Origin of the sequence: Oleispirillum naphthae (assembly GCA_027864655.1) — a bacterium.
GTDB lineage: Bacteria > Pseudomonadota > Alphaproteobacteria > Rhodospirillales > Rhodospirillaceae > Oleispirillum > Oleispirillum naphthae.
In genome coordinates this window covers 110745-132160 of sequence record JAQAZG010000011.1, presented here as the reverse complement: position 1 = coordinate 132160, position 21416 = coordinate 110745, and the positions used below count along the sequence as shown (strand labels likewise).

21 protein-coding genes are annotated in these 21416 nt (G+C 68.2%); 4 read left to right on the top strand and 17 right to left on the bottom strand.

What is annotated here, in order from left to right:
* The 3 genes from O7R11_RS12515 to zapE form a co-directional block, all read right to left on the bottom strand.
* Positions 1 to 329 (bottom strand): ATP-grasp domain-containing protein (locus O7R11_RS12515; protein ID WP_337997865.1); only part of this gene is annotated, 329 nt, incomplete at its 3' end.
* A gap of 41 nt (positions 330 to 370) precedes the next feature.
* A complete protein-coding gene (mdh, locus tag O7R11_RS12510; protein WP_337997864.1) occupies positions 371 to 1321 on the bottom strand; it encodes a malate dehydrogenase in 951 nt (316 codons plus the stop codon).
* 163 nt (positions 1322 to 1484) lie between these two features.
* A complete protein-coding gene (gene zapE, locus O7R11_RS12505) occupies positions 1485 to 2672 on the bottom strand; it encodes a cell division protein ZapE (protein ID WP_337997863.1) in 1188 nt (395 codons plus the stop codon).
* Positions 2673 to 2827: 155 nt separating this feature from the next.
* On the opposite strand from zapE, the gene O7R11_RS12500 reads away from it, so the two are divergent.
* Complete coding sequence (locus tag O7R11_RS12500; RefSeq protein WP_337997862.1) at positions 2828 to 3202, top strand: hypothetical protein; 375 nt, start codon at positions 2828 to 2830, stop codon at positions 3200 to 3202.
* Entirely contained in the window at positions 3199 to 5352 is a 2154-nt protein-coding gene (locus O7R11_RS12495; protein ID WP_337997861.1) for a tetratricopeptide repeat protein, read from the top strand. The genes O7R11_RS12500 and O7R11_RS12495 overlap by 4 nt, the downstream gene beginning before the upstream one ends.
* 133 nt (positions 5353 to 5485) lie before the next feature.
* Here O7R11_RS12495 and O7R11_RS12490 read toward each other — a convergent pair whose 3' ends face one another.
* The 5 genes from O7R11_RS12490 to O7R11_RS12470 all read right to left on the bottom strand — a co-directional run bounded on the left by O7R11_RS12490 (position 5486) and on the right by O7R11_RS12470 (position 10901).
* A complete protein-coding gene (locus O7R11_RS12490) occupies positions 5486 to 7054 on the bottom strand; it encodes a tripartite tricarboxylate transporter permease (RefSeq protein WP_337997860.1) in 1569 nt (522 codons plus the stop codon).
* Positions 7055 to 7088: 34 nt separating this feature from the next.
* A complete protein-coding gene (locus O7R11_RS12485; RefSeq protein ID WP_337997859.1) occupies positions 7089 to 7556 on the bottom strand; it encodes a tripartite tricarboxylate transporter TctB family protein in 468 nt (155 codons plus the stop codon).
* Positions 7557 to 7618: 62 nt separating this feature from the next.
* Positions 7619 to 8593, bottom strand: a complete 975-nt coding sequence (locus tag O7R11_RS12480) for a Bug family tripartite tricarboxylate transporter substrate binding protein (RefSeq protein ID WP_337997858.1) — start codon at positions 8591 to 8593, stop codon at positions 7619 to 7621.
* A 45-nt stretch (positions 8594 to 8638) separates the two neighbouring features.
* Positions 8639 to 9694 (bottom strand): Ldh family oxidoreductase, encoded by a 1056-nt coding sequence (locus O7R11_RS12475; RefSeq protein WP_337997857.1) that lies wholly within the window; start codon positions 9692 to 9694, stop codon positions 8639 to 8641.
* 13 nt (positions 9695 to 9707) lie between these two features.
* Positions 9708 to 10901: a pyridoxal phosphate-dependent aminotransferase gene (locus tag O7R11_RS12470; RefSeq protein WP_337997856.1), complete on the bottom strand. Its 1194-nt coding sequence runs from the start codon at positions 10899 to 10901 to the stop codon at positions 9708 to 9710.
* A 166-nt stretch (positions 10902 to 11067) separates the two neighbouring features.
* Between O7R11_RS12470 and O7R11_RS12465 the strand changes: the two genes are divergently transcribed.
* A complete protein-coding gene (locus O7R11_RS12465; RefSeq protein ID WP_337997855.1) occupies positions 11068 to 11958 on the top strand; it encodes a LysR family transcriptional regulator in 891 nt (296 codons plus the stop codon).
* A 278-nt stretch (positions 11959 to 12236) separates the two neighbouring features.
* Here the strand turns inward: O7R11_RS12465 and O7R11_RS12460 are convergent, their stop codons facing one another.
* The 5 genes from O7R11_RS12460 to O7R11_RS12440 form a co-directional block, all read right to left on the bottom strand.
* Positions 12237 to 13019, bottom strand: a complete 783-nt coding sequence (locus O7R11_RS12460; protein WP_337997854.1) for a succinate dehydrogenase iron-sulfur subunit — start codon at positions 13017 to 13019, stop codon at positions 12237 to 12239.
* Between the two features lie 46 nt (positions 13020 to 13065).
* A complete protein-coding gene (gene sdhA / locus O7R11_RS12455) occupies positions 13066 to 14847 on the bottom strand; it encodes a succinate dehydrogenase flavoprotein subunit (RefSeq protein ID WP_337997853.1) in 1782 nt (593 codons plus the stop codon).
* Between the two features lie 6 nt (positions 14848 to 14853).
* On the bottom strand, positions 14854 to 15237 hold the full coding sequence (sdhD, locus tag O7R11_RS12450) for a succinate dehydrogenase, hydrophobic membrane anchor protein (protein WP_337997852.1): 384 nt from the start codon (positions 15235 to 15237) through the stop codon (positions 14854 to 14856).
* Between the two features lie 16 nt (positions 15238 to 15253).
* On the bottom strand, positions 15254 to 15658 hold the full coding sequence (gene sdhC, locus O7R11_RS12445; RefSeq protein WP_337997851.1) for a succinate dehydrogenase, cytochrome b556 subunit: 405 nt from the start codon (positions 15656 to 15658) through the stop codon (positions 15254 to 15256).
* Positions 15659 to 15852: 194 nt separating this feature from the next.
* On the bottom strand, positions 15853 to 16749 hold the full coding sequence (locus tag O7R11_RS12440; RefSeq protein ID WP_337997850.1) for an HpcH/HpaI aldolase/citrate lyase family protein: 897 nt from the start codon (positions 16747 to 16749) through the stop codon (positions 15853 to 15855).
* 130 nt (positions 16750 to 16879) lie between these two features.
* Between O7R11_RS12440 and pdxY the strand changes: the two genes are divergently transcribed.
* A complete protein-coding gene (gene pdxY / locus O7R11_RS12435) occupies positions 16880 to 17740 on the top strand; it encodes a pyridoxal kinase PdxY (RefSeq protein WP_337997849.1) in 861 nt (286 codons plus the stop codon).
* Between the two features lie 302 nt (positions 17741 to 18042).
* Here pdxY and O7R11_RS12430 read toward each other — a convergent pair whose 3' ends face one another.
* From O7R11_RS12430 to leuB, 4 genes are all read right to left on the bottom strand, one after another.
* Positions 18043 to 18480 (bottom strand): YaiI/YqxD family protein, encoded by a 438-nt coding sequence (locus O7R11_RS12430; protein WP_337997848.1) that lies wholly within the window; start codon positions 18478 to 18480, stop codon positions 18043 to 18045.
* On the bottom strand, positions 18477 to 18929 hold the full coding sequence (locus O7R11_RS12425; RefSeq protein ID WP_337997847.1) for a PaaI family thioesterase: 453 nt from the start codon (positions 18927 to 18929) through the stop codon (positions 18477 to 18479). Before O7R11_RS12425 ends, O7R11_RS12430 begins: the two co-directional genes overlap by 4 nt.
* Positions 18930 to 19044: 115 nt before the next feature.
* A complete protein-coding gene (locus tag O7R11_RS12420; RefSeq protein WP_337997846.1) occupies positions 19045 to 20070 on the bottom strand; it encodes an aspartate-semialdehyde dehydrogenase in 1026 nt (341 codons plus the stop codon).
* Positions 20071 to 20184: 114 nt separating this feature from the next.
* Positions 20185 to 21288 (bottom strand): 3-isopropylmalate dehydrogenase, encoded by a 1104-nt coding sequence (gene leuB, locus O7R11_RS12415; RefSeq protein ID WP_337997845.1) that lies wholly within the window; start codon positions 21286 to 21288, stop codon positions 20185 to 20187.
* Between the last annotated feature and the right edge of the window lie 128 nt (positions 21289 to 21416).

Here is a 21416-nt window from a genome sequence, read left to right as displayed (position 1 = left end):
TGCTCGACGTAAACCCGCTTCACCCGACGGCCCTCCGCGCCGGTCTGGTGCGTCACCAGGGTGTGACCCAGCATCTGCGCCGCGGCCTTTTCCACCTCGCGGTCGGAACGCGCGAGACGGACCCCGCCGCCGGGGCCCGCCTCCTCTTCGATAAAGCGGCCCTTGCCGCGCCCGCCGGCATGAATCTGGGACTTCACCACCCACACCGGGCCGCCCAGACGCTCCGCCACCGTGAACGCATCCACTTCGGAGTAGACGACGCCGCCCTCGAGGACATCGACGCCATAGCCCTTCAGCAGTTGCTTGGCTTGGTACTCATGAATGTTCATGTCGGTTCGTTATCCTTTTCTCAGGGTCTTTCCGCGGCCCGTCACATCAGGGTAGCGGCGGCCTTGCACAGCGTGTCCACAGCTGCGACCGACTTGTCGAACATCGCCTTCTCCGCGGCGTTGAGCTCGATCTCGACGACGCGTTCCACGCCCTTGCCGCCGATCACCACCGGCACGCCGATGAACATGTCCTTCACGCCGTACTGGCCGGAGAGGTGCGCGGCGCACGGGAAGACGCGCTTCTTGTCCTTGATGAAGGATTCCGCCATCGCCACCGCCGCGGCCGCAGGCGCATAGAAGGCCGAGCCGGTCTTCAGCAGGCCGACGATCTCGGCGCCGCCGTCACGGGTGCGCTGCACGATCGCCTCGATCTTCGCGTCGGTGGACCAGCCCATCTTGACGAGATCCGGCACCGGAATGCCGGCGACGGTGGAGTAGCGGATCAGCGGCACCATGGAATCGCCGTGGCCGCCGAGCACGAAGGCGGTGACGTCTTCCACCGACACCCCGAACTCCTGCGACAGGAAATAGCGGAAACGCGCGGAATCGAGCACGCCCGCCATGCCGACGATGCGCTCGGGCGGAATGCCGGACTTCTGCTGCAGCACCCAGACCATGGCGTCGAGCGGATTGGTGATGCAGATGACGAAGGCCTTGGGGCAGTAGGTCTTGATGCCCTCGCCGACGGCGCTCATCACCTTGGCGTTGATGCCGATGAGGTCGTCGCGGCTCATCCCCGGCTTGCGCGGCACGCCCGCGGTGACGATGACCACGTCCGCGTCCTTGATCCCGGCATACTCGTTGGCGCCCGCATAGGAGGCGTTGACGCCCTCGATCGGGGTGGATTGGGCGATGTCGAGCGCCTTGCCCTGCGGAATGCCCTCGGCGATGTCGAAGAGGACGACGTCGGCCAGTTCCTTCAGTCCGATCAGATGGGCGAGCGTGCCGCCGATGTTCCCGGACCCGATCAGTGCGATTTTCTTTCTTGCCATGAGTGAAAGCTCCCACGCTTTTCGAAGCGTTTGCGTTCAGGTGTTTGTCATGGGCGGACCCGTCGCCGGGCGCCCGGTGGGATATATCCTTTGACTACCTTGTTTGCCATGTCGATTCAAGCAAGGCAGCCATCGCCTTTCCTCGGGCACGCGCCCGCCCCGGTCAGGGCTGGTGCGGGTCTCCAAGGTAATCATCCGCTTGCATTTCCATCAAACGCGAAACCGTCCGGTGAAACTCGAAACCGCCCTTGGCGCCGTCGTAGAGAGCCGCGGGCGGCGCCGCGGCGGAACAGATCAGCTTAACCCGATGGTCATAGAAGACATCGACCATGGTGACGAAGCGCCGCGCCTCGGAAGCCATCTCCCCGGTCATCCGCGGAATCCCCGCGACCACCACCGCCTGATAGCGCGCCGCGATCTCCATATAGTCGGTGGGGCCGAGCGGCCGGGCGCACAGATCGTCGAAACCGAACCAGGCGACGCAGCACGCGGCGCGCGGCACCGGCACCTCGCGCCCCTTCACCGGAATGACGTCGGGGTGCGGCGTCACCGACCCGGCGAGGTGGAGGAACAGGCGGTCCAGCTCCGCCGCCGTCTCCGCGGTGAGCGGCGTGAGATAGAGCTGCGCGCCCTTGAGGCGGCCGAGGCGGTAGTCGCGCTCCGCCGCGAGGTGCAGCACCTCCATGCGGGAGAGGATGAGGTCGATGAAGGGGAGGAACTTCTCCCGTTGCAGGCCGTCCTTGTAGAGATCGCGCGGCGGACGGTTGGAGGTGGTGACCACCACCACGCCGCGCGCGGTCAGCGCATCGAACAGGCGGCCGACGATCATCGCGTCGCCGATATCGTTGATCTCCAGTTCGTCGAGGCAGAGCACCCAGGTGTCGTGGGCGATGAGGCGGGCGACCTCGGACAGAGGATCGACCATGTCGGCGGCGGCGAAGGTGTGGGGTTCGCGGCGCAGGGCGAAGAGCTGCTCGTGCACCTCGCGCATGAAGGCGTGGAAGTGCACGCGGCGCTTCGCATGGGTATCGAGGGCGGCGAAGAAGAGGTCCATCAGCATCGACTTGCCGCGCCCGACGTCGCCCCAGACGTAGAGGCCGCGCGGCGGAATGGCGGAACCCTGGCGGCCGAAGCGCAGGCGCTCCAGCCAGCCGCCGAAGCCCTCGGCCACCGGCGCGGGACGATAGACGGCAAGCCGCTCGCCCAGGGCATGCAGGGCGGCGGCGATCTCCTCCTGCGCCGGGTCGGGCTTGATTTCGCCCGCGGCCAGCATCGCCCGGTAAACCGAAAGAAGCCCGCCGTGCATGGCGCTGCCGCCCTCCACCGTACCGACCCCGACCTCGACGTTCATCGATGAAAAACCTCAGGCATTTCCGCGCCGGCGCCGACGCTTTCCCATAGATGGGTCGGCGCTTGCCAAGATCAACCGGACTCCCCGCAAGGCATTCTCATCGCCGGTGCGATCTGTTAGACTTTCCGCCTTTTCCGGTTCGCGGAGACCTTTTCATGCCCGTTTTCCCGCCGTCGCCGCTCCGTTCCCGGATTGCGGGCGCCTTCGCCCTGGCAGGCCTGATCGCGCTTGCCGCCTGTAGTGCCGACGGCACCAGGGGCGCCTTCGTCGATCGCCGCCGCGACGCCGGACACTCCACCCTCACCTACGTCGGGCTATCGACCCCCAGCAGGCCGTCGATCTGCTACAACAGCCGGACCGCCACGCCGCAGCAGGTGGTGGCTCTGGCCCGCGCGGTGTGCGCCGAGAACGGCAAGGTGCCGGTGCTGAAGGAGCAGAAGTCCTTCGACTGCCGCATCTTCTATCCGACCCGCGCCAATTTCATCTGCGTCGAACCGGGCGAGGAGATGCTGATGGGCGCGCCGCGATGAGCGAGGACGGGAGAAGCCGGTTCGACGCCGCCTTCGCCGCGCACACTGCGGGCGACCTTGCCGCCGCCGCCGCGGGCTACCGCCGCATCATCGCCGACGAACCGCAGCATGCGGAGGCGCACCGCCTGCTCGGCCTCGCCCTCTATGCCCAAGGCGACCTTGCGGCGGCGTGCAGCGCGCTGGAACGCGCCTGCGCCCTCGCCCCCGCCTCGGCGGAGGCGGCGAGCGACCGCGGCCTGGCGCTGCTCGCCGCGGGGGAGACGCAGGCAGCGCTCGCCAGCCTCGATGCGGCGATCGCCCGCGACCCCAACCACCGCGCCGCCTGGTCGCGCCGCGGCAGCGCGCTTCTCGCGCTCGGCGACGCCGAGGCGGCGGCGGAAAGCTTCGGCCGCGCCCTCGACACCGCGCCGCTCGACATCGAGGCGATCTTCAATCTCGGCTGCGCGCTCCTCGCGCTCCGCCGCTGGGAGGCGGCGCGCGACTGCTTCGACGCGGTGCTCTCGCTTTCCCGCGGTCATGCCGCCGCGTGGAACAACCGCGGCACCGCGCTGATGCGCGCCGGGCGCGCCGCCGCCGCCCTGGCGAGCTTCGAGGCTTCCCTGACGCTGCGCCCCGACCATGTGGAAACCCTGGCCAACCGCGCCGCGGCGCTGATGGCGCTTGACCGCGACGGCGAGGCGGAGAAGGCGTTCGCCCGCGTCCTCGCCCTCGCCCCCGGCCACCGCGAGGCGCACCTCAACCGCGGCGTCCTGCTGCTGCGCGCCGGGCGGCACGCCGCGGCGGTGGCCGAGTTCGACGCCCTCGCCGCCGCCGATCCCGGCGATGCGGAGGCCCTCTACAACCGCGCCACGGCGCGCGTCGCCGCCGGACGCCCCGCCGAGGCGGCGGCGGATTTCGCCCGCGCCGCGGAACTCACCCCCGGCGACGCCGCGCTGCGCGAAAACCAGGCGCGCGCCCTGGCCGATGCGGGGGACCCCGCCGCCGCGCTCGCCGCCGCCGAGGCGGGGCTCGCCGCCAACCCCGGCCATGCCGGGCTCTCCAGCGCCCGCGGGCTGGCGCTTTCCGGCATGGGCCGCCTCGATGCGGCGCTCGCCGCCTACGACGCGGCGCTCGCCGCCGACCCGGAAAACCTCGACGCGCTGCACAACCGCGGCCTGGCGCTCGACGACCTCGGCCGCCCGGAGGAGGCGCTCGCCGCCTACGCGGCGGCGCTCGCGGTCTCTCCCGGCAATCCGGAGATCCGCATCTGCGCCGCGCTCTCCCGCCTGATGGCCGGCGACTACGCCGCCGCCTGGGCGGATTTCGCCGCACGCCACGCGCGGCCCAACCGCCCGCCGCGCCGCCACGCCGCCATTCCCGCCTGGAACGGCGCGGCGATGCGCCAGGGCCGCACCCTGCTGCTGTTCGCCGAAGAGGGCTACGGCGACACCCTGCAATTCGCCCGCTTCATCCCCGCCGCGGCGGAGCGGAGCGGCGCGCGCATCGTGCTGGAGGCGCCCGCGCCGCTGGTGCGCCTGCTGCGCACCCTGCCCGGCGTGGCGGAGGTCACCGACGCCGCGGGAACCGCCGACGCCGCCTGCGCGCTGCCCGACCTCGCCGGGACGCTCGGCCTCTCCGCCGCGGAGATCGCCGCCGCCTCCGCCGTCTGCCTCGCCGTGCCGGAGGAGACGCGCCGCGCCTGGGCGGGCCGCCTGGCCTCCCTGCCCGCGCGGCGCATCGGCTTCGCCTGGCGGGGCCGCGCCGAGGCCCGCGCCACGCCGCAGACCGCCCGCGCCGTGCCGCTGCCCGAACTGCTCGCGGCGCTGCCCGCCGGTGCGGCGCTGCTGCCGCTGCAAACCGGGCTCACCGAAGAGGAGGCGGCGACGCTCGCCGCCGATCCCCGGGTGCGCAACCTCACCGGCGACATCGCCGACTTCGCCGATGCCGCGGCGATCGCCGCCGCCTGCAACCGCATCGTCAGCATCGACAGCGCGCCGGTCCACCTGGCGCTCGCCCTCGGCCTGACCACCACGGTGCTGCTGCCGTTCTCCCCGGACTGGCGCTGGGGCCTCGCCGGACAAGGCTCGCCCTGGTACCCGGCGGCGCGCCAGCTCCGCCAGCCCGCCCCCGGCGCACGCGCCGCGATGCTCGCCGGGCTTGCCGCGGGGTAAAAAACCAAAACGTTGCGAGGGGACCGAGTCCCCTCGCAACGTTTTGGTTTTTCAACCGGCAAAAAAAGGCCCCCCAGGACAGTGGGGGGCCAGGTGTACGGGGAGACTCCCCGGCAGAAGACTCTTACGCCGCTCAACCGTTCTCCAGTTCCAGTTCCGCCGCCCGCCGCTGCGCCTGGAAGCGCCGCCGCGCGCCGGAGAGCAGCGGCCCGACGATGAACAGCGCCGCGCCGGCCATCAGCGCCACGCTGATCGGGTGCTCCGCCGGGTCGAGGAAGATCAGCCAGTTGCCGCCGCCGATGTTGAGCGCGTTGCTGAGGTTGTCCTCGATGGTGCGGCCGAGCACCAGGGCGAGGATCAGGGGCGCGTGCGGAATGCCGAGGCGGCGCGTCGCGTAGCCGACGATGCCGGAGGCGATCGCCACGCCGATGCTGAACACCGAGTTCTCATCGGAATAGGCGCCGGTGAGGCAGAGCAGCGAGATCGTCGGCACCAGGACGTACTTCGGCAGGCGGAACACCATGCCGGAGATGGTGCGCACCAGGGCATAGGCGATCGGCCACATCAGGACGTTGGCGACGAGGAAGGCGACGATGATCATCCAGGCGATGTCCGCATGGTCGATGAACAACAGCGGCCCCGGCACCATGCCCTGGATCATCATCGCGCCGATGAACAGCGCGGACACCGAGTTGCCGGGAATGCCGAGGGACAGCAGCGGCACCATCGAACTCGCCACCACCGCGTTGTTGGCGGATTCCGGCGCGGCGATGCCCTCCGGCGCGCCCTGGCCCCATTCCGGCTCGCCCGGCTTGCCCGCGAACAGCCGCTGGTAACGGTGGGAGATGCGCTCGTAGCCCATGTAGATCGCCATCAGCATGCCCGCGCCGGGGATGACGCCGATGACGTTGCCGAGCAGCGAGCACTGCAACCAGGTGGGCAGCAGGCGCTTCGCCAGCGGCCAGCCGATGAAGAGGGAGTCGGTGATGCGCGGCATGTCGGGGGAGGCGACGCCCTTGCGGCGGTCGCGGATCAGCTCCTCGGAGAGTTCCAGCACCGCGGTGATGCCGAACAGCCCGACGAGCAGCGGCACGAAGGGCACGCCTTCATAGAGGTTGTCGATGCCGAAGGTATAGCGCGGATAGCCGGTCTGCAGGCTGAAGCCGATGGTGGCGACGAGGAGCCCCAGCACCGCCGAGAGCAGCCCCTTGATGATGCTGCCGCCCAAGAGTCCGATGACGCTCGCCATGCCGAGGATGCCGAGCGAGAAGTTCTCGACATAGCCGAAGCGCAGCGCGAAGGCCGCCATCGGCGGCGCGAAGAACAGCAGGATCAGCGCGCTGGAAAAGCCGCCGAACACCGAGGAGGTGATGGCGATGCCGAGCGCCCGCCCGGCGAAGCCGTTGCGCGCCATGGCGTGGCCGTCGATCGCGGTGAGCACGGCGGAGGCGGTGCCCGGCACCTTGACCATGATCGCCGGGATCGACCCGCCGACCGCGGCCGAGCAGTAGAGCCCCACCATCAGCGCGAAGGCATACGTCGGCGACAGCGAAAACGACAGCGGAATGAAGATGGCGAACGCGATGTTGTCGTTCAGCCCCGGGATCGCCCCGACGATCAGCCCGGCGACGATGCCGATGAGCAGAAAGCCGAGAACCGTGGGGTGCAGCAGCGTCGCGAAGCCGAGGGCTATTTCGGTCATGGGCGTGTCTTTCGAACCAACGGGGCCTGAGTGCTTATTCCAGCATGTCGCGGATGAATTCGAGCTCGGGCAGCGGCACCTGGAAGATCAGGTAGAAGATGGCGAACACCCCGATCGCCACGCCCGCCGCCTGCGCCACGTGCAGGCGGGTGCGGCGGTCGGCGCAATGCCGCATGATCAGGAAGAGGACGGCGAGAAACGCCGGGCCGATGTAGCCGAGCCCGGCCCACAGGGTCAGCGCCCACAGGCACCACACCCCGACCTCGAGGCCCGGTCCCCACAGGATGATGCGGCTGCCCTCGGCATCCACCGCCTTGGCGGCGGCGGGGCGGCGGACCGCCTTGACCACCAGCGCGAGGCCGAGGCCCATCAACGCGGCGGCAAGCGCCGCCGGATAGGTCGAGGAGTCGGAGTCGAAGCCGAGCGCCATCACGCAGGCGGCGGCGCCGAGACAGGCAAAGACCAGTCCGCTCCAGAAATCGATGATTCCGACCACGTGCATTCCGTCATCCTCGCGCAAACCGTGTCACGGGCGGCGGCGCATGCCGCCGCCCGCCGGAAAGGTTACTTCTTTTCCTTGAGGCCGTGCTTCTTGATCACCTTGTCGGTGATGTCGGCATAGTCGGTCACCACCTCGGCGAAGCCCTTGGCGTCCTCGTAGGCGATGGGGAAGCCGTAGTCGGTCATCTGCTTCACGTAGGCCTCATCGGCGCTGATCTTGCCGAGCAGGTCGGAGAGGAACTTCACCGCCTTGTCCGGCGTGCCCTTCGGCACCGCCCAGCCGCGGAAGGTGGTCCAGCGCTTGACGTTCAGCCCCGAGTCCTGCCAGGTCGGCACGCCGGGGAGAATCTTCATCGGCTTGTCGGTGGCCACCGCGAGGATGCGCACCGTGCCCGCGTCGGCGTGCTTCTTGATCTCGCCGAGGGGGAACAGGCCCATCTCGACGTGGCCGCCCATCACCGCCTGCAACTGCGCGCCGAAGCCCTTGGTCGGCACGTAGGTGAACTTCATGCCCGCGGAGTCCTCGAGCGCCAGGCCCGCCATGTGGTGCGAGGTGGCGATGCCCGCCACGGTCACGGTGAGCGGCCGCGCCTTCGCCGCCTTCACCAGGTCGGCGATGGCGGTGAACGGCGAGGACGCGCCGACGACGATCACCTCCGGGTCCATGTTGTAGAGGGCGACCGGGCGGAAATCGGCGACCTTGTATTCGGTTTCCTTCAGCACCGGGTTGGTCACCACCGAACTGGTCATCGCCAGCACGGTGTAGCCGTCGGCCTTGGCCTTGGCCGCGAAGGTCTGGCCGACGATGCCGCCGCCGCCGGCGCGGTTTTCCACCACCAGCTTGCCCTTCTTGCCCATGTGCTTGTTGCCGTATTCGGCAAGGATGCGCGAGGTGGTGTCCACGCCGCCGCCCGGCTTGAACGGCACGATGATGCGCACGTCCTTGGACGGATAGTCCGCCGCCAAAACCGGCGAAGCGCCGAGAACGGCGCTCAGCACCGCAACGGCCAGTCCCTTACTCAACAGAGTCTTACCCATCGTGACCTCCTTGTTTTGCAAGTCCCTTCTGGCGGACGGTCCGGGTCAGCCCCGGCCCCCCGAAAGCAGCCGTCCGCCACCCAGGGCGACCAGCCCGTCGATCAACGCGGCGGACATCGGAATCCCCGAGGCCAGCCGATCGGCGCGTTTCTTCGCGCTGCGTTCGCCGGGGTAGGCGACGGCGTCGAAGCCCGCCGCCGCCGGCAGCGCCCGCAGGCGCGCGATCTCTTCCTCCATGCGGCGCACGAAGTCCGCCTCCGCGATGAACGCATCGGCCTTGAACGCCAGCATGAAGTGGCCGTTGCCGGATTCGCGCTCCTGGTTGGTCATCACGCTCAGCACCCGGCCGCCGAACTCCGCGCCGGTGATCACCCCGGCGAGAACGTCCACCAGCAGGCACAAGGCCGAGCCCTTGGCCCCGCCGAAGGGCAGCATCACCCCCTTCAGCGCCGCCGCCGGATCGGTGGTCGGCCGGCCGTCGGGGCCGAGCGCCCAACCCGCGGGGATCGGGCGGCCTTCGTCCAGCGCCTTGCGCACCTTCTTCCGCGAGCCTTCGCTGGTCGCCATGTCGATGATCAGCGGCGGCTGGTTGCCCGCCGGGACCGCCACCGCCAGGGGATTGGTGCCGAGCAGCGGCGTGGCCGCGCCGTGCGGGGCGGCCACCGCCGAGGCGTTGGCCGCGACGATGCCGATGCAGCCCTTCTCCGCCGCCATCGCGGCGTAGACCCCGGCCGCGCCGAAGTGGTTGCTGCGGATCACCGCCGCCGCGCCGATGCCGAAGCTTTCCGCCGCCTCGACGGCGAGGCGCATGCCTTCGGAGGCGGCGAGCGGCCCGAGGCCGTTGTCCGCATCCACGGTCGCCGCCCAGGGGAAGCGCCGCGTCACCGCGATTTTCGGCTGCGCCTTGATCCGCCCCTCGTCGAGCGCCGCCACGTAGTCCTTGAGGCAGGCGAGCCCGTGGGTGTCGATGCCGCGCAGGTCGGCGGCGATCAACGCCGCGGCGACCTGCGCGGCCTGCGCTGCGGGGACGCCGTGGGCGGCGAGGATATCGACCGCGGCATCGCGCGCAACGTCGGCGGGAATGCGGATGGGCTCGGGCATGGGGCGTCTCCTCCTATTTCAGCTTCGCACAGGCGGCGGCGATGCGGCGGCAGGCTTCCTCCAGGGTCTTGGCGTCGGTGGCGAAGGAAACCCGGAAGAACGGCGACAGGCCGAACGCCTCGCCCGGCACCATCGCCACGCCTTCGTAGAGAAGATAGGTGGCCACTTCGGGGTCGGTGGAGAGCACCGCGCCGTCCGGGGTCTTCTTGCCGATCAGACCGGCGCACGAGACGTAGACGTAGAACGCGCCTTCCGGCTTCTCCGCCTTCAGCCCCGGAACCTGGCCGATCAGCTTCATCACCAGGTCGCGCCGCTCCTGGAAGATCGCGCGCTGGCGCACCGCGAAGCCCATGTCGCCGTCGAGCGCGGCGACGCCCGCCCACTGCGCCACCTGGTTGGCGCCGCTGGTCGCCTGCGACTGGTACTTCGTCATGTTCTTGATCAGGAGTTGCGGACCGGCGCCGTAGCCGAGCCGCCAGCCGGTCATGCAGAAGGTCTTGGAGAAGCCGTTGACCACCAGGGTGCGGTCCTTGAGATCGGGCGCGGCTTCGAGAATCGAGTGGAACGCCTTGCCGTCGAAGATCAGGTGTTCGTAGATGTCGTCGGACAGAACCCACACTTGCGGGTGGCGGCGCAGCACCTCGGCGATGCCCTTCAAATGGCCGAGGCCCAGCACCGCGCCCGAGGGATTGTTCGGGTTGTTGAGGATCAGCCACTTGGTGCGCGGCGTGATCGCCGCCTCCAGACGCTGCGGGTCGAGGCGGAAGCCCTCTTCCTGCGTCGTCTCCACCACCACCGGCACGCCCTTGCAGAGCGCGGTTTCCTCCACGTAGCAGCCGAAATAGGGCGCGGGCACGATCACCTCGTCGCCGGGATTCAGCGTCACCGCCAGGGCGTTGAAGATCACCTGCTTCGCGCCCGCGCCCGCGATCACCTGATCCGGGGTGTAGGCCAGGGCGTTCTCGCGCGCGAGCTTGCGGCACACCGCCTCGCGCAGGGGCATGATGCCGGGGATCGGCGGATACTTGGTCTTGCCCTCGACGATCGCCCGAATCCCCGCCAGCTGCACATGCTGCGGCGTGGGGAAGTCGGGCTCGCCCGCGGACAGGCTGATCACGTCCTTGCCCTGCTGCTTCAGTTCCGTCGCCCGCGCCGACACCACCGAGGATGCCGACTGTTTGATGCAACTCATGTGTTCCGCGATCATCGTGCCGCTCCGTTCCCGTTCCGCCGCGTCGCTGCTTTTTGCTCATATTTTGTGCGCGCCGATTCCGACGCTCAAAAAACAGTACGGCACGATTAGAATTCACGATAACGAATTTATTTAATAGCTAGCAGTAGATTAGCTTATAATCCTTGCGGGAGGGCCGCGCATGGACCTGAGGAAACTCGCAACTTTCGTCGCCACCGCAGAGTACGGCTCGTTCTCCCGCGCCGCGCAGGCGGTCAACCTCACCCAGTCCGCGGTCAGCCAGCAGATGCGCGAGCTGGAACAGCAGCTCCGCATCTCCCTGTTCGACCGCACCGCCCGGCCGCCGCGGCTCACCAAGGTCGGGCGCATGTACCTGGAAACCGCGCGCGCCATCCTCGACACCCACATGCGCTTCATGGAGCGCCACAGCCGCATCGACATCACCGGCAACCTCGCCATCGGCGCGGTGCGCAGCGCGCTGTCCGCCGGCCTGCCCGAGGCGCTGCACGCGCTGAAGCAGAACTATCCCGGCCTCTCGCTGCGGCTCGTCGGCAGCGGCAGGCTCACCACCGAACTCACCGAGGAGGTGCGCGCCGGGCGACTCGACGCCGCCCTCGTCGTCGGCCCGCCGCGCGAGGAGTCCCGCGACATCCTGTGGAAATCCTACGCCAGCGAACGCTTCTATGTCATCGCGCCGCGCGGCACCCCGGGCCTCACCGACGACGAGGTGCTGATCTCCGCGCCCTACCTGCGCTTCGTGCCGATCCTGCCCAGCGAACACGAAATCGACGCGATCATCGCCCGCAAGGGACTGCACCTTACCGCGGAAGTGGAACTCGACTCCTTCGAGGCGATCGTCCTCATGGTCTCCGCCGGGCTCGGCGCGGGCATCGTCCCCGGCCTCTACGTGCCGCGCGCCCGCCAGCACCACCTGCGCGTCGTCCCCTTCGGCGACCATACGCTGACCCGCGAACTCGGCATCATCTCGCGCCGGCGGCACAAGAAAATGGCCCTCATCGAACTCCTCCACGCCACGCTCTCCCGCCTCCGCCGCGACCAGGCGGAGGGGTGAGACGGGAAAAACCATGCCGGGGGCTTTGCCCCTGGACCCCATTGGGGCCTTGGGCCCCAAACCCCATAACTTTAGGTTTTTGCGCGTAGCGCCATAAGACCATCACGCGGCGTGAGGGTTGATAGCCGCTGCGCGGCGAAAAACACTCATGGGGTCTGGGGACCGAGTCCCCAGCGGGTCCAGGGCGGAGCCCTGGCCTGGTTTTCCCCCACCCCAACGACAAACCGCCCCGGAGAGGCTCCGGGGCGGCGGGTTTTGGCGGTCCGGTCCGGCTTGGATCAGACGATGCGTTCCATCATCAGCACCTTGAGGTCGGCGATCGCCTTGGCCGGGTTGAGGCCTTTCGGGCACGCCTTGGTGCAGTTGAGGATGGTGTGGCAGCGGTAGAGCTTGAACGGATCTTCCAGCTCGTCCAGGCGGCTGCCCTGTTCTTCGTCGCGGCTGTCCAGCACCCAGCGCGCCGCCTGCAACAGGATGGCGGGGCCGAGGTAACGGTCGGCGTTCCACCAGTAGCTGGGGCACGAGGTGGCGCAGCAGAAGCAGAGGATGCATTCCCACAGGCCGTCGAGCTTGTCGCGCTCCTCCGGCGATTGCAGGCGCTCCTTCTTCGGCATCGGGGTGCGGTTTTTCATCCACGGCTCGATACTGGCGTACTGCGCATAGAGGTGGTTCACGTCCGGCACCAGGTCCTTGATCACTTCGAGGTGCGGCAGCGGATAGATCTTCACCGGCCCTTTGATGTCGGCGATCGGCTTCAGGCACGAGAGCGTGTTGATGCCGTCGATGCACATCGCGCAGGAGCCGCAGATGCCTTCGCGGCAGGAGCGGCGGAAGGTCAGCGTCGGGTCGATGTCGTCCTTGATCTTGATCAGGGCGTCGAGAACCATCGGGCCGATTTCATCGAGGTCGATCTCGAAGATATCGATCGTCGGATTCTTCTTCTGATCCGGATCGTAGCGGTAGATATGGAACTCCTTGACATTCTTGGCGCCGGCCGGGGCCTTGTGGGACTTGCCGGGCTTGATGCGGGAGTTACGAGGCAAAACCAAATCGAGAGGCATGTTTTCTCCTCGGTATCCGAAAGGACACCCCTTGCAGTCCTAAAGGTCAATACACGCGGGCTTTCGGTTCGATGTAGGCGACATCCTTGGTCAGCGTGTAAGCGTGAACCGGACGGTAATCCAGCTTCACCGCATACTTGTCGTCGCACCACGCCAGGGTGTGCTTCATCCACTCGGCGTCGTCGCGGTTGGGGAAGTCCTCGCGGGCATGCGCGCCGCGGCTTTCGTGGCGGGCTTCCGCGCCGACGATGGTGGTCTGCGCGCAGACCATCAGGTTTTCCAGCTCCATCGCCTCGGCAAGGTCGGAGTTCCAGATCATCGAACGATCGGCCAGCTTGACGTCGGCGAGGGTGGCGGCGACGCCGGCCACCGCCTTGCAGCCTTCCTGCAGGGACTCGGCGGTGCGGAACACCGCGGCGTCCTTCTGCATGGCCATCTGCATGTTGAGGCGGATTTCGGCGACGCGCAGGCCGCCGTCGGCGTTGCGCAGCCGGTCGAAGCGCGACAGCGAAAGCTCCGCGTCGTTCTTCAGCGGCTTGTGCGGCGCGCCGGGCTTGACGACTTCCGCGGTGCGGATCGCCGCGGCGCGGCCGAACACCACGATGTCCAAGAGCGAGTTGCAGCCCAGGCGGTTGGCGCCGTGGACGGAGACGCACGCCGCCTCGCCGATCGCCATCAGGCCGGGGGCCACCGCGTCGGGGTTCTTGGCGGTGGGGTTGAGCACTTCGCCCAGGTAGTTGGTGGGAATGCCGCCCATGTTGTAGTGCACGGTCGGCAGCACCGGGATCGGCTCCTTCACCGCATCGACGCCGGAGAAGATCTTCGCCGTCTCGGTGATGCCCGGGAGCATCTTGTGCAGCACGTCGCCGCCCAGGTGCTCGAGGTGGAGGTCGATGTGGTCCTTCTTCGGACCGCAGCCGCGGCCCTCGCGGATTTCGATGGTCATCGCGCGGGAAACCACGTCGCGGGAGGCGAGGTCCTTCGCCGTCGGCGCATAGCGCTCCATGAAGCGCTCGCCCTCGGAGTTGGTGAGGTAGCCGCCCTCGCCGCGCGCGCCCTCGGTGATCAGGCAGCCCGCGGTGTAGATGCCGGTCGGGTGGAACTGCACGAACTCCATGTCCTGGAGCGGCAGGCCCGCGCGGGCGACCATGCCGTTGCCGTCGCCGGTGCAGGTGTGCGCCGAGGTGCACGAGAAGTAGGACCGGCCGTAGCCGCCGGTGGCGAGAACCACCATGTGGGCGCGGAAGCGGTGCAGCGTGCCGTCCGCCAGGTTCCAGGCGACGACGCCGCGGCAGACGCCCTTGTCCATGATCAGGTCGATGGCGAAGTACTCGATGAAGAACTCCGCATCGTGCTTCAGGCTCTGCTGATAGAGCGCATGCAGGATGGCGTGGCCGGTGCGGTCCGCCGCGGCGCAGGCGCGCGGCACCGGAGCGGCGCCGAAGTCGCGCATGTGGCCGCCGAACGGCCGCTGGTAGATCTTGCCCTCCTTGGTGCGCGAGAACGGCACCCCGAAGTGCTCGAGTTCGTAGACCGAGGGCACCGCCTCGCGGCACATGTATTCGATCGCGTCCTGATCGCCCAGCCAGTCGGCGCCCTTGACGGTGTCGTACATGTGCCACTGCCAGCTGTCCTCGCCCATGTTGGCGAGAGACGCGGCAACGCCGCCCTGCGCCGCCACGGTGTGGCTGCGCGTCGGGAAGATCTTGGTGACGCACGCGGTCTTCAGGCCCGCCTGGACCATGCCCAGGGTGGCGCGCAAGCCCGCGCCGCCGGCGCCGACGACCACGACGTCGTATTCATGATCGATGAGTTCATAGGCAGACATCGTGCGTTACCCCCCCAAGGCGACAATCAAAACGGAAACGATGGAGAAAATGCCGAGCGCGAAGGCCATCAGATTCAGCAGAATCCGCACCGACAGCTGCAGGCAGCGCGGCGAGACATAGTCTTCGACGATCACTTCCATGCCCATCTTGCCGTGCAGAAAGGCGGCGCTGATGAAGCAGATCATCAGACCGGCGTTCCACGGCTTGCCGAGCCAGGCGGCGAAGGCCGCGTAGTCGGCGCCGGCGACGCTGATCACGCCGGTGGCGAACCACAGGGTGAGCGGCACCAGGGCGATCGCGGTCAGGCGTTCGATCCACCAGTGATGGAAACCGTCCTTGGCGGAGCCGAGGCCGCGCGCGCGGCCCAGAGCGGAGCGCATTATAGCCATTTTATCCTCCCTCCCCTCAGACGCTCAAACCGATGGCCCAGGCCACCACGGTCAGCCCGAACGCGCAGGCGACCATGACGTAGCCGGACTTGTAGATCGACGGCAGGTCGATCATCCGGCCGGTGTCCCAGATCATGTGACGGATGCCGTTGCACATGTGATAGAACAGCGCGAACGACCAGCCGAAGATCAGCAGGTAGCCGAACCACGACCCGAGAAAATTCATCGCGGAGTCATAGGCATTCGGCCCCGCGGCGGCGGACCCGATCCAGTAGACGAACAGCAGCGTGCCGACGAACAGCGCCCCGCCGAAAATCCGGTGGACGATCGACAGGAACGACGTCAATGCGAACATGTTGTAGACTTGCAGGTGCGGGGAAAGCGGCCCCCCCCGCTGGGTTTTGGCTTCCAGAAACGTCATGACGGAGCGCCCCTCGTTAGGAGTGGAGGCGGGAAAGATATCGGACCGTGGAAGTCCACTTTCCCATCCGGATTCATGCAGCAGATCAATTCGATGCCGACCACACTACCCACATTGGCGGGTTGAAGTCAACGACCGTACCGTGACCGGTTTCTAAGTCTTTAGTTATACACAGTCAAGCCTAGAATATGCATTCAGTCGTGAGACGGGACGGCGGCCTCGACCTCCGCGATAGCCTCCGCCAGCGCCACCAAACGGCGCGCATTATCAACGTGCAGTTGCTCGATCAGCTTGCCGTCGAGAACCACCACGCCCTGCCCCCGGGCCACCGCCTCGGCATAGGTGGCGATCAACTCGCGGGCCTTCAAGACATCCGCCGCCGCCGGCGCGAAGGCGGCGTTGGCCGCCGCGATGGTCTTGGGATGGATCAGGGTCTTGCCGTCGAAACCGAGGCGGCGGCCCTGGGCGCAGGCCTCGGCGAACCCCGCGTCGTCCGCCAGGTCGAGGTGCACCCCGTCGAGCGCCGCGACGCCGCAGGCCCGCGCCGCCAGAACGAGCAGCCCGAAGCTGGTGAGGAACGGCTCGCGGTCGAAGGTGTGCTCGCAGTGCAGGTCCTTGGCGAGGTCGGAGGTGCCCATCACCAGGCCGGCGACGAAGGGCGAGGCGGAGGCGATCTCCAGCGCGCGCAGGACGCCCATCGGCGTCTCCATCATGCACCACACCGGCATCTCCTCGGGGCCGCCCGCGGCGCGCACCGCCACCTGCACCTGGCGCACGATATCGGCGCTCTCCACCTTGGGAATCGCAATGCCGTCCGCGCCCGAGGCCGCCACCGCGGCGATATCGTCCATCCCCCACGGCGTGTTGAGCCCGTTGATCCGCACGATCACCTCGCGCTTGCCGTAGGGTTTGCCCCCGGCCAGAACCTCCGCCACGTTGCTGCGCGCCTCCGGCTTCGCATCCGGCGAGACCGCGTCCTCGAGGTCGAGGATCAGCCCGTCGGCGGGCAGCGCCTTCGCCTTTTCCAGGGCGCGGCGGTTGGAGCCGGGCATGTAGAGCATGCTGCGGCGCGGGCGGACGGTGACGGCCATGAAAATCCCTCCGAACCTTACGGGTAAGCACCAAGGAAGATATGAAGTCCCCGCACTTTAATCCAGACGCCGATGGTGGCAAGATGCGCGCTTTCACAAAAACGCCCCCTTCGCGTGAACGGACGTACCGATGAGCATCCTTTCCATCCAATCCCACGTCGCCTACGGCCACGTCGGCAACGACGCCGCGGTGTTCCCCCTGCAACTGATGGCCCACGAGGTGTGGCCGATCCACACCGTGCAGTTCTCCAACCACACCGGCTACGGCGCGTGGACCGGCCAGGTGTTCGACGCCGCCATCGTCGGCGAACTGATGAAGGGAATCGCCGCGCGCGGCGTGCTGCCCGCCTGCCGCGCCGTGCTCTCGGGCTACATGGGCTCCGCCGCCATCGTCCGCGAGGTCGCAGGCGCGCTTGCGGCGGTGCGCGCGGCCAACCCCGGGGCGCTCTACTGCTGCGACCCGGTGATGGGCGACGTCGGCCGCGGCATCTTCGTCGCCCCCGACATCCCCGAGATGATGATCGCAACCGCCATCCCGCTCGCCGATATCGTCACCCCCAATCAGTTCGAACTGGAGCTCATCACCAAACGCTCCATCGCCACCGCCGCCGACGCGGTGGCCGCGGCGCGCGAAGTCCTCGCCCTCGGCCCCGAGACGGTGATCGTCACCAGCCTGGTCACCGCCGATGCCGCCGCCGAAGACATCCGCGTGCTCGCCGTCACCGCCGAAGGGGCCTGGACCGTCACCACGCCGCTGCTCGATTTCCCCATCCCGCTCAACGGCGCGGGCGACGCGCTCGCCGCCCTCTTCCTCGGCCATACCCTCAACGGCCTCTCGGTGCCGGAGGCCGCCTCCGCCACCGTCTCCGGCCTGTTCCAGGTGTTCGCCACCACCCACGCGGCGCAAACCCGCGAACTCCAGCTCATCGCCACCGGCGCGAAAATGCTCGCCCCGGAGCAAACCTTCCCCGCCGTGCCGCTGGCGGTGTGAACACCAAAACTTTGCGAGGATCGAAACCGACCACCGAAGGTGGTGGAAACGCCCGGTGGGCGTTTCCAAGGCTGAGATCGGTCCCCTCGCGCACCCCATAACTTTTGGTTTTGCGCGAAGCGCTATAGAACCATCACGCGACGTGATGGTTGATGGCCGCTACGCGGCTAAAACAAGTCTAGGGAGGTCCGGAGGGTCCGCAACCCTCCGGGCGGGGTACGGGGCGGCAGCCTCGCTTGCACGTTATGGGGTCTGGGGCCCAAGGCCCCAGCGGGGTCCAGGGGCGGAGCCCCGGCCTAGTTTTACCCCCGCAGCAGCGCGTCGAGCGCGTCGAGGAAGCGGGAGCGGTCTTTTTGCGAGAACGGCCGTTGGCCGCCGCCCGCGATTTCCCCGGTTTCGCGCAGGGTGGTCATCAGGTCGCGGGTGGCCAGCGCGAGGCCTGCGGAGTCGGCGTCGAACACCCGGCCGGTGGGGGAGATCGCGGTTGCGCCCTGTTCCACGCAGCGGGCGGCGAGCGGGATGTCGCTGGTGACGCAGACGTCGCCCGCGGCGATGTGCGCGGCGATCCATTTGTCCGCCTCGTCCGGTCCCGGTTCCACCATCACCGAGCGCAGCAGCGGATGGCCGCCGGTGCGGAAGCCGCGGTTGCTGACCAGCACCACGGCAACCTCGCGGCGTTCGGCGACGCGGACGATCTCGTCCTTCACCGGGCAGGCGTCGGCATCGACGTAAAGCGTCATGGCGTCCTCGGCAGCGGCACCACGGCGAGCGGCGCGGTGGCGGTGGCGACGGTCTGGCCCGCGGCGTCGCGGATGACGGCGCGGGCGTGGACGACGTGGCGTCCGGCGCGCTCCACCTCCGCCTCCACGGTGAAGACGCCGGGCGCGGCGGGGCGGAGGAAGCTGGTGGTCTGCGCCACGGTGGCGAGCGTCCTGTCCGCCGGGATCACCGAAAACGCGGCGAAGACCATGCCGAAGTCGAGCATCGTGGCGAGGATGCCGCCCTGGATCACGCCGTTGCCCTGGGTGAAGCGGGAATCGGCGGTGAACCCGACGGTGACGCGGCCGTCCTCCGCGGCGTGGAGGACCATGCCGAGCGATGCGGCGAGAGGGTTGGTATGCATCGGCACGTCGCGGCGTTTCGCCTCGATCACGGCGCGGATGAAGGCACGTTCCGGGTGCTGGGTCATGGCGTGGCCTCCGCGTGCGGGCACCACCCGCCGCGCGCGCAGGACGCGGGCGGGGAAAACGGAGGCGGCGCGGTTCCCGCCGGAAACCGCGCCGCCCGGAAAGATCGGGTTCCGGTCACTTCTTCAGGTAGTCGCGGGCCAGCACTTCGGCGATCTGCACCGCGTTCAACGCCGCGCCCTTGCGCAGGTTGTCGGCGACGCACCAGAAGGAGAGCCCGTGCTTCACCGATTTGTCGGCGCGGATGCGCGAAACGAAGACGTTGTCCTCGCCGGCGCACTCCACCGGGGTGACGTAGCCGCCCGGCTCGCGCATATCGACCACCGAGACGCCCGGAGCCTTTTTCAGCGCGGCGCGCGCCGCCGCGTCGGTGATCGGCTTTTCCGTCTCGATGTTGACGTACTCGCCGTGACCGATGAAGGCGGGGATGCGGCAGCAGTTGGCGTGCACCGCGATCGCCGGGTCGAGAATCTTCGCGGTCTCGACCACCATCTTCCACTCTTCCTTGGTCTCGCCGTCGTCCATGAAGATGTCGATGTGCGGGATGGCGTTGAAGGCGATCTGCTTGGTGAACTTGTTCTGCGTCTTGCCGATCGGCTCGTTCATGTAGATGCCGCGCGTCTGGTCGAACAGCTCGTCCATCGCCGCCTTGCCCGCGCCCGAGGTGGACTGGTAGGTGGAGACGACGACGCGCTTGATCTTGAAGGCGTCGTGCAGCGGCTTCAGCGCCACCAGCATCTGGATGGTGGAGCAGTTGGGGTTGGCGATGATGTGGCGCTTGGTGTAGCCCGCGATCGCGCCCGGGTTGACCTCCGGCACCACCAGCGGCACGTCCGGCTCCATGCGGAAGTAGGACGTGTTGTCGATCACCACGCAGCCCTGCGCGCCGGCGCGCGGCGCGAACGCCTTGGAAACCGAGGCGCCCGGCGACGACAGGGCGATGTCGATGCCGGTGAAATCGAAGGTCTCAAGGTCTTTCACTTTCAGCACGGTTTTCTCGCCGAAGGAGATTTCGGTCCCCGCCGAGCGTTTCGACGCCACGGCGAAAACCTCATCCACCGGAAAGTTGCGTTCCGCCAGTGTGTTCAGCATCTCGCGGCCGACGTTTCCCGTCGCGCCGACGACTGCAACCTTGTAGCCCATTTCGATGTCCGTTCTTGATTAGGAGGCATGGAAGGGAAAGGCCCCTCCCAGAGCCTTTCCCGGTTTGGCGAAAAGCCTACCTCAACCGGCAGGCAGTGCAACAAAAACGACGCGTCAGCCCGCCAAATGCCTCAAAACCGCGTCGCCCATGCCGCTGGTGCCGACGCGGGTCGCCCCTTCCTGCATGATATCGCCGGTGCGCACCCCCTCCGCCAGCGTCGCCTTGACCGCGTTCTCCAGGCGGTCGGCCACGGAGTCGAGGTCGAAGGAGTAGCGCAGCATCATCGCCAGCGACAGGAACATCGCCAGCGGATTGGCGAGGTTCTTGCCCGCGATGTCGGGGGCGGAGCCGTGCACCGGCTCGTAGAGCGCGTTGCGCTTGCCGGTCTTCTCATCCGCCGCGCCGAGGGAGGCCGAGGGCAGCATGCCCAAGGAGCCGGTGAGCATCGCCGCGCAGTCGGAGAGGATGTCGCCGAACATGTTGGTGGTGACCATCACGTCGAACTGCTTGGGGTTGCGCACCAGCTGCATCGCGGCGTTGTCCACATAGAGGTGGGAGAGCGCCACTTCCGGGTAGTCCTTGGCCACCACCTCCATCTCTTCGCGCCACAGAACGGTGGATTCGAGCACGTTCGCCTTGTCCACCGAGGTCACCTTCCTGCCGCGCTTCATCGCGAGGTCGAAGGCCACCCGGCCGATGCGGCGGATCTCCGGCGTGGTGTAGACCAGGGTGTTGAAGCCCTTGCGGTCGCCGTTGGGCAGCGTCTCGATGCCGCGCGGCTGGCCGAAATAGATGCCGCCGATCAACTCGCGCACGATCAGGATGTCCAGACCCGCCACCACCTCGGGCTTCAGGGTCGAGGCCGCGGCGAGTTCGGGGAAGACGATCGCCGGGCGCAGGTTGGCGAACAGGCCCATGTCCTTGCGGATGCGCAGAAGGCCGCGCTCCGGCTTCTTGTCGAAGGGCACGCCGTCCCACTTCGGGCCGCCGACCGCGCCCATCAGCACCGCGTCGCAGGCCAGGCAGTCGGCCACCGTCTCGTCGGTCAACGGCACGCCATGAGCGTCGATCGAGGCGCCGCCGATCAGCCCGGTGGCGAGGTCGAACGACGCCAAGCCCGCAGCGCCCATCCACTCGACGACGCGCACCACCTGCGCCATCACTTCCTGGCCGATCCCGTCGCCGGGCAGCAGCATCACCTTCTTCTTCGCCGTCATGTCTCGAAACCTTTCGCTCGCAAACCGCAGGAGAGGGTACGGATTATTCCGTCCCGCAGCGAAAACGCCAGAAGAAAAAACAGGCCGGGGCTCCGCCCTGGACCCGCCGGGGACTCGGTCCCCGGACC

What these genes read in the sequence shown, in the direction of transcription:
- mdh (WP_337997864.1), bottom strand. Translation starts at nt 1,321, where the DNA reads ATGGCAAGAAAGAAAATCGCACTGATCGGGTCCGGGAACATCGGCGGC.
- zapE (WP_337997863.1), bottom strand. Translation starts at nt 2,672, where the DNA reads ATGAACGTCGAGGTCGGGGTCGGTACGGTGGAGGGCGGCAGCGCCATG.
- O7R11_RS12500 (WP_337997862.1), top strand. Translation starts at nt 2,828, where the DNA reads ATGCCCGTTTTCCCGCCGTCGCCGCTCCGTTCCCGGATTGCGGGCGCC.
- O7R11_RS12495 (WP_337997861.1), top strand. Translation starts at nt 3,199, where the DNA reads ATGAGCGAGGACGGGAGAAGCCGGTTCGACGCCGCCTTCGCCGCGCAC.
- O7R11_RS12490 (WP_337997860.1), bottom strand. Translation starts at nt 7,054, where the DNA reads ATGACCGAAATAGCCCTCGGCTTCGCGACGCTGCTGCACCCCACGGTT.
- O7R11_RS12485 (WP_337997859.1), bottom strand. Translation starts at nt 7,556, where the DNA reads ATGCACGTGGTCGGAATCATCGATTTCTGGAGCGGACTGGTCTTTGCC.
- O7R11_RS12480 (WP_337997858.1), bottom strand. Translation starts at nt 8,593, where the DNA reads ATGGGTAAGACTCTGTTGAGTAAGGGACTGGCCGTTGCGGTGCTGAGC.
- O7R11_RS12475 (WP_337997857.1), bottom strand. Translation starts at nt 9,694, where the DNA reads ATGCCCGAGCCCATCCGCATTCCCGCCGACGTTGCGCGCGATGCCGCG.
- O7R11_RS12470 (WP_337997856.1), bottom strand. Translation starts at nt 10,901, where the DNA reads ATGATCGCGGAACACATGAGTTGCATCAAACAGTCGGCATCCTCGGTG.
- O7R11_RS12465 (WP_337997855.1), top strand. Translation starts at nt 11,068, where the DNA reads ATGGACCTGAGGAAACTCGCAACTTTCGTCGCCACCGCAGAGTACGGC.
- O7R11_RS12460 (WP_337997854.1), bottom strand. Translation starts at nt 13,019, where the DNA reads ATGCCTCTCGATTTGGTTTTGCCTCGTAACTCCCGCATCAAGCCCGGC.
- sdhA (WP_337997853.1), bottom strand. Translation starts at nt 14,847, where the DNA reads ATGTCTGCCTATGAACTCATCGATCATGAATACGACGTCGTGGTCGTC.
- sdhD (WP_337997852.1), bottom strand. Translation starts at nt 15,237, where the DNA reads ATGGCTATAATGCGCTCCGCTCTGGGCCGCGCGCGCGGCCTCGGCTCC.
- sdhC (WP_337997851.1), bottom strand. Translation starts at nt 15,658, where the DNA reads ATGACGTTTCTGGAAGCCAAAACCCAGCGGGGGGGGCCGCTTTCCCCG.
- O7R11_RS12440 (WP_337997850.1), bottom strand. Translation starts at nt 16,749, where the DNA reads ATGGCCGTCACCGTCCGCCCGCGCCGCAGCATGCTCTACATGCCCGGC.
- pdxY (WP_337997849.1), top strand. Translation starts at nt 16,880, where the DNA reads ATGAGCATCCTTTCCATCCAATCCCACGTCGCCTACGGCCACGTCGGC.
- O7R11_RS12430 (WP_337997848.1), bottom strand. Translation starts at nt 18,480, where the DNA reads ATGACGCTTTACGTCGATGCCGACGCCTGCCCGGTGAAGGACGAGATC.
- O7R11_RS12425 (WP_337997847.1), bottom strand. Translation starts at nt 18,929, where the DNA reads ATGACCCAGCACCCGGAACGTGCCTTCATCCGCGCCGTGATCGAGGCG.
- O7R11_RS12420 (WP_337997846.1), bottom strand. Translation starts at nt 20,070, where the DNA reads ATGGGCTACAAGGTTGCAGTCGTCGGCGCGACGGGAAACGTCGGCCGC.
- leuB (WP_337997845.1), bottom strand. Translation starts at nt 21,288, where the DNA reads ATGACGGCGAAGAAGAAGGTGATGCTGCTGCCCGGCGACGGGATCGGC.